The following is a 14024-nucleotide window of genomic DNA, read 5'->3' as shown; positions in this document are numbered from 1 at the left end:
GTTGCGCGCTCACCAGTCCTCCTTCACCGCGCGCACCGCATCGTCGCCCATCGCCTGCCGGCCGCTGGCCATTGCCGTGATCGTCGAGGCCGCCAGCACGACGAGCGCGAACCCGGCGAGCGCCGGCCACGGCAGCGCGAGCTCCATCCCCCAATGAAACGACTGCCGGTTCACGACGTGGATCAGGATCAGGCTGATGACGAACCCGAGCGCGAGACCGACGACAAGACCGATGCCGCTCACGGCGAAGCCCTCCGTTGCCAACATCGTGCCGACCTGCCGCCGCGTCATGCCGAGATGGCGCAGCACGCCGAACTCGCGCCGGCGCGCGAGCACCAGGGCGCCGAACGACGACGACAGCCCGACGAGGCCGATGACCACCGCCACCAGCTCGAGCGCATAGGTCACTGCGAACGTACGGTCGAACACCTTGAGCGAGACGTCGCGGATTTCGCCCGGCGTCGCGATTTCGAGCCGCTCGCCACCGGGAATCTCGCGTCGCAGCGACGCCTGCACCACACCGCGATTCGAACCTTCCGCCAGCCACAGCGCGCCGCTCGTCACCGCGCGATCGCCAGTCAGTGCGACGTAGCGCTCGCGCTCGATCGCGATCGCGCCCTGCTGCCGGCCATAGTCGCGCCAGACGCCGGCGACGGTGAACCGCGTGGCCTTTCCCGCAACAGGCAATTCGATCACTTTGCCCGGAGTGAAGCCGTAGAGATCGACAGCCGCTTCGTTGACCCACACCGGCTGCGGCGCAGCGGTGGCAACGGCCAGCGGCGTCCCGAGGAGCGGCAGATTGCGCGACGGATTCGCGGGATCGACGGTGCGCGCCTGCAGCACGACCCGCGGCCGCGACGGATCAAGCAGCAGTTGTTGCTCGCGCAGGAACTCCGCGCGGCGCACGCCCGGCAGCGCTGCGATCCGCGCCTGCACCTCAGACGTCAGATACGCGGTGTCGCCGTCGTTCGCCGCGCGCACATAGAGGTCGGCTGGCAGGATCCGCTCGAGCCAGGTGTCGAGTGAACCGCGAAACGACGCGACCATGATCGCCATGGACACCATCAGGCTCACGCTGGCAACGATGGCCGCGAGGCTCAGCGTCACCTGGCCCGGCGCGCCGCGCAATTGCGCGATCGCAAGCTGCGGCGCGGGCCGGCCGGGCGTCGGCAGCAGCGACAGCGCGAGCGCCGCGATGCGAGGCAGCAGCAGCAGCGTGCCGACGAGCAGCAGCGCGATGGCGCCGTAGCCGAACAGCGGCAATCCGCCCACTGGCGGCAACGCGGTCGCCGCCGCGCTCATTGTCACCGCGACGAGTCCCGGCAGCGGCGAACGCAACCGCGCGAACGCGCGCTCTTCGTCGCCCGCCTTGAGCGCGAGTGCGGGCGGCGTGCGCACCGTCTCGAACGCGGGCACGATGCTGCCCAACGCGGCCGCCGCGACGCCCAGCACGAAAAAGACGCCGAGCGCCCACGGGTCGAGTTGCAACACTGGCACGACCCCTTGGAAATACCCGGAGCCGAGGTCCGCGCCGAACCAGCGTACCGTGAGTTGCGCCAGCGCGAATCCGAGCGCCAGGCCGATCAAGCTGCCCGCAACGCCTACCAGCGCACCCTCGGCGACGATCAGCGCCGTCAACCGGCCTCGCGTCACACCGAGCACTCGCAGCAGCGCGAACTGCGCGCGCCGGCGCACGACCGCGAGTGCCTGCGTCGAGAACACCAGCAGGCCGCCCGTGAACAGCGCGACCAGCGCGAGCACATTGAGATTCACACGATACGATCGCGACAGGCTCACGCTCGCGGCGAGACCTGTCTCCGGCCGCTCCGCGGCGATCCCCGGCGGCAGCCGCTGGCGCAGCCGACCGCGGAAGGCCGCGACGTCAACACCGGGACGCAAGCGCAGGTCGAGACGCGTGATCCGACCGAGCCGGTCGAACGCCGCCTGCGCGCCCGCGATGTCCATCACGCCAAAGCGCTGTTCGCCGCCGCCGGCAAGCTCGCCAGCCACGCGCAGCGGCAAGTCGGCGAGCGCGACCTGGAACGGCAGGACGTCGCCGGGCTTCACCTCGAGCCAGCGCATGGCGGCGGGGCTCAGGAACAGCACGTCGGAGCGCAGCGTGTCGAGGCGATCGGTCGCGGTCGCGATCAGACCCGGCTGGATGAAACCGGCACGGAACACGTCGAGACCGAGGATCCTGAGCGTGTCGTCGCGGCGGGCCAGCTTCGCGTCGACCTCGACGACCGGGCTCGCCACAGCCACCTCGGGCATCCGCGAGAGGTCCGGATACAGCGCCTCGTCGAAGCCACCGCGTGGACCGCGCACTTCGAGATCGGCGTCGCCGGACAGAACCTGCACGCCCTGCGCCAGTTCGTTGATCGCGGCCTGGTTGATGATCTGTACCGCGTAGCCGAGCGCAACACCGAGGGCGATCACGAGCACCCCGACCGCGGTGCGCGTCCGGTTCTGCGCGAACGCTCCGCGGAACACCGCACCCGCCGCCGAGATACCTGCGATCGGCATCACCGCGCGGCCGCACTATCCGTGCGCAAGCTCACGCAGCCCATCCCGCGTGAGCATCATGATGCGGTCCGCCGTCTCTGCCGCCGCGCGCGAATGCGTGACGAGGATGCCGGCCGCTTGGCCCGCCTTCACCTGGTCGCGCAGCAGGCGCAGCACCTGCCCCGCGCTGTCGGGATCGAGGTTGCCGGTGGGCTCGTCGGCGAGCACGAGCCGCGGACCATGCACGACCGCGCGTGCAATCGCGACCCGCTGCAATTCACCGCCGGACAATTCGCGCGGCACGCTCGCCGCGCGATCGGCGAGTCCCACCGCCGCGAGCACTGCCGCAACCCGGCGCTCGGCCACCTCGCGGACCACGCCGACGAGCGACAACGGCAGTGCGACGTTCTGCGCGACGCTGAGATACGGGAGGATGTGGAACGCCTGGAACACGAAGCCCATCGCGACGCGGCGCAGCGCCGTCAGCATGTCGTCGTCCTGGGTGGTGAGCTCGACGCCGTCCAGTGTGATGGAGCCCGCGTCGGCCCGGTCGAGGCCCGCGATGAGGTTCAGCAGCGTCGATTTGCCGACGCCCGACTCCCCCATCACCGCGACATAGTCGCCCGCAACGAGCTCGAGGTCGACACCGACGAGAACGGTGCGCTGCGGCGGCCCCGCGTAGGTCTTGCAGAGATCACGAATCGATAGCACGCCGTCGAGCGTAACGGCGGCTGGTCGGCAAGGCAAGCGCCGACGTGACTCACGGCGGAAGCATTGACCACTCCAATGCGGCGAGATCGGGATCTCTGACCGGAATGGGGTAGTTGTCTGACGGGATCACCGTCGCGAATTCCCCGGCGCGGTGTATCACGTCACCTCGCGCGGCGATCGGCGCGAGGCATCGCTTCTCTCCTTAAAGCGTGCGTTTTGCCTGCAAAAATGCGCCTCTAAGCGTCTGAAAATGCCCCTACATCACGACCTTACTCAGGAAGATCAATGTCATACGCTGGTCCGACCCGGTTTAGGTTCGCTTATAGGACCGCCGCATATCGGGCTTGAAGCGCCGTTCGCAGACGGTCGGCTTAGGCACAGGGTTAAGTGTCATATAAGCAGACCTCGCTCTCTCATCTTCGTATGAAGGTCAACCACGAGGGATGCAGTTTTATCAATGTATCTCTCCAACACTCCGCGCTCAATACAGATTTGGTCACCGAAGAAATGCCAATTCCCGAGCGAGATTCCATTGATTCGGGCGATCGCATTGGGCAATTCTCGTTTGAACTGGTAGGTGGCCACTACCCCTGCGCTGTGAACGACGCAGTTGCGAATTTGAACCAGCGCTTCATAGTCATCGATTACGCCCTGCGGATCAACAGAGACTCTGGCCGTGAACTCTCGTAGGACCCTGACCACATGGTTTGTTCCGTCCTTCTTGTCCGGTACAGGATTAAACGCACTGCGGTTCAAGTAGGCGACCGCCCATTCAACGGAAGTGGTAAAGGCCAGCAACGCGCCGTAACGCACGCGAAGTGGCAGACTCACCTTAAACCTGTGGTCGGCATTTTGTTCAAGATGGTTGCGATATCCTGGCGGAAAATCATCAAAGTCCTTGCGACGCGCGATGGCCTGAAATTCGCGGTGGTGCTGCCAATCTATGTTGCTTTCGGAAAACTCTAAGAAATCTTTTACGTCGCCAATCATGAACTGAAAATCGAACGCGTCGATTGTCGAATTCAGAATCTGCTCGATGTCTAATTTTGACATGGGTAAAGACGCTTAACGCCAGCGGTCAAGCACGGTCTCTATTCGGTCGCCTGAAATGACGAGTCCATTGCGTCTAATCTTAAAAACCTCGTCGAATCCAACGGAACACTGATACACATACATACACTAAGATCCACATAGCAATCACTGGGACCAGCCAAAGGAATAGAAAAATGCCTCCCTTAAACTGTTTTTCATACTCTGGACCAGATTCGAGGCGGCGCATTACATCTTCTGGAATCGTCTTGTGCTGTCGTCTCAATAAGTCGTACTCAAAAGCCGCGTCTCGGCTCAGATCTTGGACAAATTTCCACTCGACAAACCAAAGTTTTCCTGAACATGGGTCGTGATAGGTAAATGGATTACCGCCCAACCCTGGCGCGCGGCAATTATCGTCCCAAAGTGAGTATTCGTATGCGCCATAGCCACCTATGGCCAAAAACCAGAGAACGCTTAGGACGACGCCTATTCGCGACCAACCTCCAATTTTTATAGTCATTTTTGGGAAATTCGTGGTTTATTAACTACGTTAAAATCCGAATTCTCAAGATAGCGCCGGACAGCGCTACCTCAGTTAACTTGCAAATAGCATAGCGCCCTGTTGGCCGCTTGGGGAACAAGCTTAGTCGTGGCTCGTTGCCTTTACCGCATCGTCCGATGTCAGTAGAAATTCTGCCGCATTTTGATCGCCCTTCCCCAGCAGGACGATCTTGAATTGCTTTCCTGAAGAAAATTTCGCAAAAGCAGGATCGACCCAGCCTCGACGCACTAGGTCCTCGATCCCCGGCTGTGCATCGATTTTCAAGGATTTCACAAGCAGCAATGCCGAGGCATTCAGTTTTTTGGCGAGCCAGGCAGCGAGGCTGTCGGAGGTGACATCCCAGCTTTCGGGAATCGAAGGATCGGCGACGATCATTTCGTAAGGCATCCACACCGCGATCTGGTCATTGCGCAGGGCTTTGTGAATCTCCGCGATGCCAGCCGCTGGAACAAAGTTCGCTCGCATCCCTGCGAGCACTTTTCCGTATTGCTCCATCGCTCGCAGCGCTTTGCGATGCGCGATGCGATCGTCGAAACCTTCGCGCTTCTGCGCTTCTCGTACTTCATCCGCCCAGGAACCGCCACCGGGTACCAGCACGACCTTTCCCGCACCTGTGGTAGCGATGACATCCAGCCATCGCGGCAGTTCTGGAGAGTTGGCAAGACTGCCGCCGAGCTTGACGACCCATAGAGTCATTTTCGCTTGCGCCTTTGCGCCAACAACGCGACTGCCACGGCCGGCGCGCAACTCGATGCCCACGAGGCCGCGTCCGGTGCCGCATCGACCAGCGAGTCGAAATCGCGGTAACGCCGGCCAAGTTGCGCAGCGAGTTTTCTGGCCAGGAATCTGCCCGTGCCCGCTCCCACGACCGGACTGCGATCGACGGCATCGGCGCGTGACAATACGCGTTCGCAAGCCTGCCGGATCTGCCACAACTGCAGGTCGGCCAGATGGCGGGCACACCGCTTCCATTGCGCGAGAGGCGCGGATTCGAGATCGCGACCGATCATGCGCGCGAGCCGGCGAGCGCTGTCGCGCACGGTCTTGCCGCCATTGTCGGCGGCGGGAAGTTGATCGGCGCCTTCAGGCAGTTCGCCGGTCAGGCGGTAGACATCCGCCGTCGTGGCGAAATATTCCGCCATCGCGGGGATCCATTGCCCGTCGAATGGAATCCGGTCCGCGAGCGCCATGACCGGCGTGCGCACTACTCCCGTATACACCAGCTCTTCGCAGGCCAACCGGTCCGCATCGCTGAAACCCAGAATCCTCAGCACGCCGCCGCGGATGGGAACCAGGTCGGTGGTTGTGCTGCCGATGTCGACGAACAGCGCATCCGGCACGCGGCTCGCGACCAGTTGCGCGCTGGCGGCCCAGTTCGCCGATGCCACGGCGTCGGTTTTCTGCTCAGCCTTCTGCGGTGTCAGGAAGCCTGCCGGCCCTGCATAGATAGTGGTGCGGTCCACCGGTGTCTGCTGTGCGAAGCGCGCGATGATCGTCTTGACGCCCTGGGCGCGATTGCGGAAGAAGTCAGTCAGTTCCCCGGTCATCGTGACCGCGTGCAGACTGGCTCTCGGCATCTGGATGAGTGCCTTGGCAATTGCACGGTCGAGATGTTCCAGTCCCAACCAGAGCGGACACGGCAGTTGCACGACCTGCACCACCCTGCCCTTGTTATCGACCGCGGCCACCTTGAGATGCGCGCCGCCGATATCCCAACCCAGCACGACATCAGCCAGCATGAGCGATCTCCACTTCGACAGCGCGCGTTCGATGCATCGCTTCCGTGGCGGCATCGAGCGAGATGGGCAATTCGAGCACGAGTTGCGCGGGGTTGATTCCGATCGCCCGGTGCAGGCCCGCATACGACGTCGTCAGTCTCGGGTTCACTTCGACTACGATCGGTCCCGCATCGGTTTCGATGAAATCCACGCCGCAGTAACCCCAGAGTCCGGGCAGGGCTCGCGCCACCGCGCTGGCAAGTCTCGCGTAGCGTCCATCCGCATCCGCTAATGCTCCCACGCTCACCCCGGCAAATTCGAACACACCGCTGGCAACGCTGATTTTCTGGCGATTGCAAGCCAGCAGACGTGCGCGGCCATCGCAACACAGCAGCGACAAACTCCGGGCATCGCCATCAATGTAGGGCTGGAACACCAGCCCGGCTCTTGCATTGTTCCGGAGCCAGGCCTGCAATTGCCGCCGGCTGCGGAACAGCAACGTATCCTGGCATCCGGCGCCGTCATCCGGCTTGACCACAACCTCGCCGACTTCAGGCGCAATGCTTCGCTCATCGACGTAAACGGGAATTGCGGCGATCCCCGCTTGAGCGAGGACATCCGCCGTTGCACGTTTGCTCGTTGCTATCTTCACAGCATCCGGCCGGCATCCCAGCAGCACGCGTCCCGCCTGCAGGATCTCGCCCGTGATTCGCAACAGCATGCCGTCCTGCTCGGGCGCAATCGGCCATACTGCATCAGCGTTGCGCACCGCGCGGCGAAACGCCGGCCAGAAATCGGAGGCATTGTCGACACGATGCAAGGTCGCGGGCAGGTCGGCGCCCAAACGCGCATCGCGCAAGACGGCAACTTCCACGCCCGGAATCGCCGTGAGATCATCCACCAGGGCGCGCAGCATCGTCTCGCCCTCCGGTGCGAGCGCGGACATTTTCGCGTCGCCCAGCATTCCGCCGCCGGTGATGTGCTCGTACGCCAGAATCTTCATGAAAAAAGGTTACCCGTGGCCGGCTTCCACCTGATTCCCGTGATCGACCTCAAGGACGGCATGGTAGTCCATGCCCGCGAAGGCCGGCGCGACGAATACCGCCCGGTCCGCTCCCGGCTGGGCCCCGGAGCGGAACCATCGAAAATCGTGGAAGCCTTGCTCGCACTTCATCCATTCCAGACCCTGTATGTCGCCGACCTCGATGCCATCCAGCGCCGCGGCGGCAACATGGAAAGTCTCCGAACCATCCATCGGCATTTCCCCGAACTCGAACTCTGGGCGGACACCGGCATGGGCGACGAAGCCGCGCTCGCGCACTGGCTCGATGCGGGGCTGGGCCGTCCTGTCATCGGGAGCGAATCCCTCCTCGATGCCGACTTCCTTTCCGTGGTCCGCAAGCGCTGTAAGGCCCCGTCTCCAGTGCTCTCGCTGGACTATCAGGGTGATGATTTCAGGGGACCGCGGGCACTGCTGACACATCCCGAACGCTATTGGCCGCAGCGCGTGCTGGCGATGAACCTGCAGCGGGTCGGCAGCGACAAGGGACCGGATCTGGCTTTGATCGTCGGACTTGCCGGACGCGTGCCCGGCTGCCAGGTCTATGCGGCGGGCGGTGTCCGTTCCATCGAAGACCTTCAACAGGTGAAAGCAGCGGGCGCCGCCGGCGCGCTGCTCGCGAGCGCGCTGCACGATGGACGCATCGGTCCCGCGCACCTCGCGCAATTTCGGCAACGGACCTGCTTTTAACACCCACATGTTGTTCCTTGTTTCTGGTTTTCCTAAAAGGGTACTCCCCGCTTCGCGAGAGTATCCGTGTCCTCCGTGGCGAGTATTGCCTTTCTTGAGAAAAACAAGAAAAAGCCCGCTCCGTGAAAGCGGAGCGGGCCTGGCTTTGGACCTGCAGGATTACTTGTGCGCCTGGAACGGGTGATCCATGGAACCGCGTTTCGCGGTGACCTCCGCAGCCTTCGGCTCGCCCTTGATGGCGCGCGCGATCGACTCCTTGACCGCCTTGTAGTTGTAATCCTGGATCTTCTTGTCGTCGGCCGCCTGCCAGTGAATGAACACGCCGACGCAGATGAACAGGTCGTCCGCCTCGTTCGCGGGGATGACGCCCTCCGCGACACTGTCCGCCACCGCCATTGCGACGGCACGCTGGGCCGGTCCGAACATCTGCACCGCCTGCTTGGCGCCCTTGATGGTGACCTTGTTGAACATCACCGTAGCCGGCTTGGTTATCAGGTTCGGCGCCACCACCGCGAGCAGCGAGGTAAAGCCGTCCTTGTTGTTGGTCAGCGCGTGGCAGAATGCCGACTCCACGGGGCTGCCACGCGGACCGATCAGCAGGTCGATATGGGCGACTTCGTTGCCATCCCCGACCAGCGATTCACCGACACACACTCCATTGATTTTCGCCATTGACTCCTCCTTCGGTTCTTGACCTCGGTTGTTGATCGAACACGGGCCGAAGCCCGCCACTGACTGCGAGCTCATCCGCTGGTGCCAACCCCGGCCCGACTTTCCGATGAAACACGTTCTGATGAAACTTGGTCCAGCGAATCCTCCAGATCCATCGCCACCAGGGTGGCCACCGTCATGTCGGCGCTGGTGCCCGGGTTGATGGATCGTGCCTTCAACTGGCGATCGAACGCCTCCAGTGCCGGCATTTCCCGCGCAGGGTCGCTCGCCCGTCCCAACGCCTGACTCAGATCGCGCGCCTGCAGACTGACCGCGGCGGCCACCTTCCCACCATGCTTGCGCGCTACGTGACTGTCCGGATAGCGCGCCAGAAAAATCAGATAGGCATGCACTGCGGCCCACTCGCGGCTGCGCCACCGCGCGAGCCCGTGCTGCAATGCGGGTAATCCGGTCTCAAAGATGTCCCCATAGTCGGTCACGTACTGATGAGCGATCCGGTCGCGGTCGCGCGCTTCATCCATCGCCTCGCGCAGCGTGACGTGAGGGACTTCCACTACGTCATGCCGATCGGATCGCCCCAATCCGCCTGGTTCGGCCAGGCGAATCGCGCGATAGGCAAGCCCGGCATCGTCCACATTGAGTCCCGCGAGCACGGCGCGCAGCCGTTCGCGCAGGATCAGCTCGCTCGATGAACTGGTCGCTGCGTGCGCGAGCGGCGCGCACAGCAGCACGATCCCGAGGTTCGTGTTGACCGGCACGACTGCATGAGTTGCCTCGATTGCACGCAGGATGCGTTGTCCAACATCGGCTGCAGGCGCCGCAATCGCAGCGGCCATGGCGTCCGCACTCGCGATAAAATCATCCGCGCGCATGCCGTGCCCGGGTGAAGCGATGCTGACGTTGCCGGGCTTGAATGCGCGAACATCGGTGACGCACGCGTCCCAGATCGCCGCGGCGACGGTCGTTGGCTCAAGCGCGAATGCGTCCGTTGCCTTCATGCGACCGAGTGCAGCGCGCGGCGCCGCAGGTGCCTGTCGACGAAATCGTCGACCAGCATCCGGGCAATGCTGTCCCGGGTGACGGACTGCAGTCCCTTCCATGCCGGAATGCCGTTGACTTCGATGACCTGGAGGCGGCCATCGCGGTCGCGAATCAAGTCGATGCCCGCGTAATCCATTTGCAGCGCGCTGCAGGCCTTTTGCGCAAGCACGCGCAGATCCTCGTGTTCGGAGAGATCGACCGGCGCGCAAGTGCCGCCCTGGGAGACATTCGTAATCCAGCTTTTTCCCTGCCGCTTCATGGCCGCCACCGCAACACCATCGATCACGAACACACGCCAGTCGTGCCATCCGGTATTTCCGGACTCGACGTAGCGTTGCAGGTAATACACGCCGTCGTAGTGCGCGCCCGGCGGCAGATCGTCCACGGCGGAGATTCGCTTCAGGCCGACCCCCTGCGAACCGAACAACGGCTTCACAACCATTTCCCGTCCGGCGGCGATCTCCGCTCGCACCACGGCTGCCGCCTCGCTCTCCGATTCCGTGACCCAGGTGGCCGGGGTCGGAATGCCGGCATTCGCCAGCACGAAACTGGTCATGGCCTTGTCCACGGTCCGCTCGATCGCGCGGCCATCGTTGTACACCGGCACACCCAGCAGCTTGAGCGCGTGCAGCACATCCAGCCGCAACACGACTTGCTCGAGCGTGCCGCCTGGCACGCCGCGCACGAACACGCCGTCGGGCAAACGCTCTTCGAATCCGGGAAGGACGACGCTACGCCCGGGGCGGTGCAAGTCGAACCGGCAGTCACGCAATGACGCGAAACTGGTCTCGACGCCACGCGACAGGAACGCCTCGCGCAATCGCGCCCCATGCCAGCCGGGATCGTCGGTGAGTATCACCACCCGGCTGCCACCGCCCGTCGTTCCTGTATTTACTTTCGGCAAACTTTCACCTGTCTAAAGAATCTTTTAGCCACCGAACGACTGTTCCAGCAGCCGCTCGTCGAGCGCGCCGGCATGGAAGGTCTTGCCGCTTTTCAGCACGCTCACCGAAACGACAGCGGGCGCAAAGAGATGCGGATCGATGCGATAGAAGTCGTACTCCGCGTCCTTGAACACGCGCGCAAACGGCTTGCCGTAATCTTTGGAAACGCTCGACGGCAAATTCCTCGCGAGACGCTCGGCTTCGCCGTCGTCGCAATCGACGAACAGTTGCACGTTGCCGCCGAACAGAATCGCGTCGTTGGTGCGTCCCATGGCGGTCAGAAAATCCGCGGCGGGCGGCGGCAGTGGCGCGGCACCTGCGCCGTCTACCACGTGATGCAGAGGAAATCCAAGTGCGTGCGCCTTGTGCAACGCCACTTCCAGCACACGCGCGACGACCTGCAACGTTCCCGCAAGGCTGTGCGTCGGCGTAAGGATCAGCGTGACCTGGTCCGGTGCGACGCCGCAATCGCTGGCAATCCTGTCGGCGATCTCGGTCGGCGGTTTCTTGCCGACTTCGAGCACGAGGCAGACTGTTTCCGAGAGATCGCGATAGGACAGCTCGGCGAACAGATCCTCGCGACACGCCGCCGCCCGACCCGGCCCGGAGCCGAGTGCTTGGAAACTGCCTTTGCCTTCTCCGTACGCCAGGCTCCAGCCTGCATACTGGCTGCCAAGACACGCGAGCACCGGGTCCGCACTGTGTACCGAAAGCTGCAATGGCCAGTGCGATATTCCCGACTCTTGCAGCGACACCCGTCCCAGTCCGCCCATGCATATTTCCGCTATGCGAAGTCCCGCTTCAAGCCCTCCGCGACAGGCAATGCCGCCATCGACCACGACGCAACCGTTTTCCAGTCGCTCCACGCCGAGACGCAAGTTCTTCGCTTGCAGAATCAGTTCACGGACCAGCGGCGCAGCCAGCGCATTCACACTCGGCCAGTTTGCGGCGATCGCCTGCTGCCTGGGATCCGCAGTCACCACCGCCGCCTTCGTTTCTTTCACGTTCATGCGGCTTTCCGGGAAAATACAGTGTTCAACATTCCACGGCGAACCATGGCCATGTCGCGGGCTTGAGCGCTCGAGGCAGCATGGGCGCGCACGCTGCATATGGGCGCGCCGGCCGGAATCAAGCTGCCACTCTCCGGAATATCGGTACACCACTCCGGCCAGTTCATTCCAGCAGGCACGCGCAACGGGGCTGTGGCGTAGACGATCGCATGCGCCCGCGAGCGATCCGGCCGCTGCATGTCCGGCAACTCGCCACGACAAGCTCGCAGGTGAAGCGCGAGGAGCCCGCCTTCGAAATCGGCGTCATACAGATCGATGGTCGCCGTCGGTCGCGGATTGATCTCCAGTACATACGGCTCGTCGTCGGCATCGAGAATGAAATCGAGTCCGTTCAATCCGACCAGCCCGGTCGCGCGCACCAGCCGACTGAGCAACGTCGCAACCCGCGCCTGCACGCTCTCGGGCAGCACTATGCCACTCACCGCGCCGCCGTAGCAGTAAGGCGTGCACTGTGCGATACCTGCCGTCCATTGTTCGTTGATGCCGATCACGCGGGCGTCACGACTGTCGGCGGCAAACAAAACCGACAAGGTCCGGCCGGATTGCAGCTTTTGGAAATAACGGCCCGGCCGTGCGCGATGGCGCGAGCGCGCCGGCTCCACATGACTTCCGCCCGCGCCGCCGGTACGTTTGACGAGCCAGCCGGAAACATCGGCCGGCGGATCCAATCTGGTTTCAGGATGCGCGAACCCGAACGCATCGAGCATCCGAAAAAAGTGCGCCGGATCCTTGAGATGCGCCACCGTACCCGGTGCATTGCCGAACAAGGTGCGTCCACGCGCCAGTTGTGCGAGTAACCCGGTGCGGCCCTCGAATCCGGATCCATAGACCAACCCGCTGCACCAATCCGGCGAACACATGGCCTGCGCTGCGGCGAGCAGTCTTCGCGCATCGAATTTTCCATTGCGTGCCGCCACGCTGCGGCTCGCCACAGCCAGCGCGCGAACATCCATGTCGTTGAACAGATCCAGAACCACGACCTGCAGGCCACATCGGGCTGCCGATTGCGCAAGCGCGCGTCCGGACGCGGAGACCACCAGCAGCGGCGATTGTTCAGACGATGCCGGCATGTTTGCGTGCTTCCGCGAATGCGGCCCGCAAGTCCAGGTAGAGCGCCTTGTCCGCCTTGAGCATGGTTTCGAGCAGGCCGCGCTGCGTCTGGTACTTGATGTTGCCGATCGCCAGCGCGCCAATGCCCACCGCCTTTCCAGAACTCGCCTGCAGCGGCTTGCCATCATCCATGGCATCGAGTCCCTCGATACCCGAGGGCGGCACGGCATTCACGTCCGCGGCAACCAGCAGCCTCGGCGCCGCGGCAAGCAATTCCCTGGAGACGACGCGATACCCCGCCTTCGCGGTAGCGAGCGCAACGTCCGCCTTCTGCATCATCGTCGCCTTGAGCGAATCGGTACTTGCCTCCACCGGTTCGACATTCGTTCCGTAGCGCCGGTTGCAGTCCTCCGCGGTGCTTCGCGCACGCGTCGTATCTTCGCGTCCAACAATGCCGACTTTGGCGCCGGCTTGCGAAGCAAACACCGCCGCGGCGGCACCCACCGGCCCGCTACCGCCGAAAATCATCACCGCCTTGTCCTTCAGATCAGTGCCATGACTTTTCTTCAAATGTTTCTCGACGGCAGCCACCATGGCTGCCGCAGTCGTGAAAGCGCCGCTCGGATCGACGAACACCGATACCTCGAAAGGCGGCACCATCGCCTTGCGCGCCGCATCGAGCATGTCCGCGGCGAGCCCGTTGTCGCGACCGCCGATGAAGAGGCCAGTGCGTTTCACACCCTTCGGTCCGCGCGAGAAAATCGCGTCCTGCGTCAGCGCGGCAACCTGGTCGAGCACAACATGGGTATAGGGAACGACGGCATCGTAGCCGGCGTCGTAGGCCATGTTGACGTCGAAGGGACTCACCTGCGCCATCGGCGTGAGCAAATGCAGGATGTGAGGCTTCTCCATCAATCACCCTTGAGATCAATCTTCGTCACAGACCCCCCCCTCACCCCATCCCTCTCCCCC

Annotated in this window: 13 protein-coding genes; 1 reads left to right on the top strand and 12 read right to left on the bottom strand. The window is 63.3% G+C overall.

The genetic code is table 11. From position 1 onward, the window contains the following. Positions 1–9: 9 nt before the first annotated feature. The 6 genes from HY067_08520 to HY067_08495 form a co-directional block, all read right to left on the bottom strand. Positions 10–2523 (bottom strand): FtsX-like permease family protein, encoded by a 2514-nt coding sequence (locus HY067_08520; protein MBI3528001.1) that lies wholly within the window; start codon positions 2521–2523, stop codon positions 10–12. A 15-nt stretch (positions 2524–2538) separates the two neighbouring features. Continuing rightward, entirely contained in the window at positions 2539–3213 is a 675-nt protein-coding gene (locus HY067_08515; protein MBI3528000.1) for an ABC transporter ATP-binding protein, read from the bottom strand. A 390-nt stretch (positions 3214–3603) separates the two neighbouring features. Continuing rightward, positions 3604–4266, bottom strand: coding sequence for a hypothetical protein (locus HY067_08510; GenBank protein ID MBI3527999.1), 663 nt, complete (start codon positions 4264–4266; stop codon positions 3604–3606). Positions 4267–4888: 622 nt separating this feature from the next. Next, the gene (locus HY067_08505; protein MBI3527998.1) at positions 4889–5503 is read right to left on the bottom strand and encodes a uridylate kinase; all 615 of its coding nucleotides are present in this window, start codon (positions 5501–5503) and stop codon (positions 4889–4891) included. Continuing rightward, positions 5500–6546 (bottom strand): hypothetical protein, encoded by a 1047-nt coding sequence (locus HY067_08500; GenBank protein ID MBI3527997.1) that lies wholly within the window; start codon positions 6544–6546, stop codon positions 5500–5502. Before HY067_08500 ends, HY067_08505 begins: the two co-directional genes overlap by 4 nt. Continuing rightward, positions 6536–7528, bottom strand: a complete 993-nt coding sequence (locus HY067_08495) for an ATP-grasp domain-containing protein (GenBank protein MBI3527996.1) — start codon at positions 7526–7528, stop codon at positions 6536–6538. The genes HY067_08500 and HY067_08495 overlap by 11 nt, the downstream gene beginning before the upstream one ends. Positions 7529–7543: 15 nt before the next feature. Between HY067_08495 and HY067_08490 the strand changes: the two genes are divergently transcribed. Further along, the gene (locus HY067_08490; protein MBI3527995.1) at positions 7544–8275 is read left to right on the top strand and encodes a hypothetical protein; all 732 of its coding nucleotides are present in this window, start codon (positions 7544–7546) and stop codon (positions 8273–8275) included. A gap of 159 nt (positions 8276–8434) precedes the next feature. Here HY067_08490 and fae read toward each other — a convergent pair whose 3' ends face one another. The 6 genes from fae to HY067_08460 form a co-directional block, all read right to left on the bottom strand. Beyond that, positions 8435–8947: a formaldehyde-activating enzyme gene (gene fae, locus HY067_08485; protein MBI3527994.1), complete on the bottom strand. Its 513-nt coding sequence runs from the start codon at positions 8945–8947 to the stop codon at positions 8435–8437. Between the two features lie 71 nt (positions 8948–9018). Continuing rightward, positions 9019–9945, bottom strand: coding sequence for a triphosphoribosyl-dephospho-CoA synthase (locus HY067_08480; GenBank protein MBI3527993.1), 927 nt, complete (start codon positions 9943–9945; stop codon positions 9019–9021). Next, on the bottom strand, positions 9942–10892 hold the full coding sequence (locus HY067_08475; GenBank protein ID MBI3527992.1) for a RimK family alpha-L-glutamate ligase: 951 nt from the start codon (positions 10890–10892) through the stop codon (positions 9942–9944). Before HY067_08475 ends, HY067_08480 begins: the two co-directional genes overlap by 4 nt. Before the next feature lie 24 nt (positions 10893–10916). Continuing rightward, on the bottom strand, positions 10917–11942 hold the full coding sequence (locus HY067_08470; GenBank protein MBI3527991.1) for a methenyltetrahydromethanopterin cyclohydrolase: 1026 nt from the start codon (positions 11940–11942) through the stop codon (positions 10917–10919). After that, a complete protein-coding gene (locus tag HY067_08465) occupies positions 11939–13072 on the bottom strand; it encodes an ATP-grasp domain-containing protein (GenBank protein MBI3527990.1) in 1134 nt (377 codons plus the stop codon). Before HY067_08465 ends, HY067_08470 begins: the two co-directional genes overlap by 4 nt. Then, complete coding sequence (locus HY067_08460) at positions 13056–13964, bottom strand: methylenetetrahydromethanopterin dehydrogenase (GenBank protein ID MBI3527989.1); 909 nt, start codon at positions 13962–13964, stop codon at positions 13056–13058. The genes HY067_08465 and HY067_08460 overlap by 17 nt, the downstream gene beginning before the upstream one ends. Between the last annotated feature and the right edge of the window lie 60 nt (positions 13965–14024).

It is taken from the genome of Betaproteobacteria bacterium, from assembly GCA_016194905.1.
In the GTDB taxonomy this organism is placed as follows: Bacteria; Pseudomonadota; Gammaproteobacteria; order Burkholderiales; family JACQAP01; genus JACQAP01.
The sequence above is the reverse complement of the archived record's forward strand: the minus strand, read 5'-3'. Positions and strand labels throughout refer to the sequence as shown.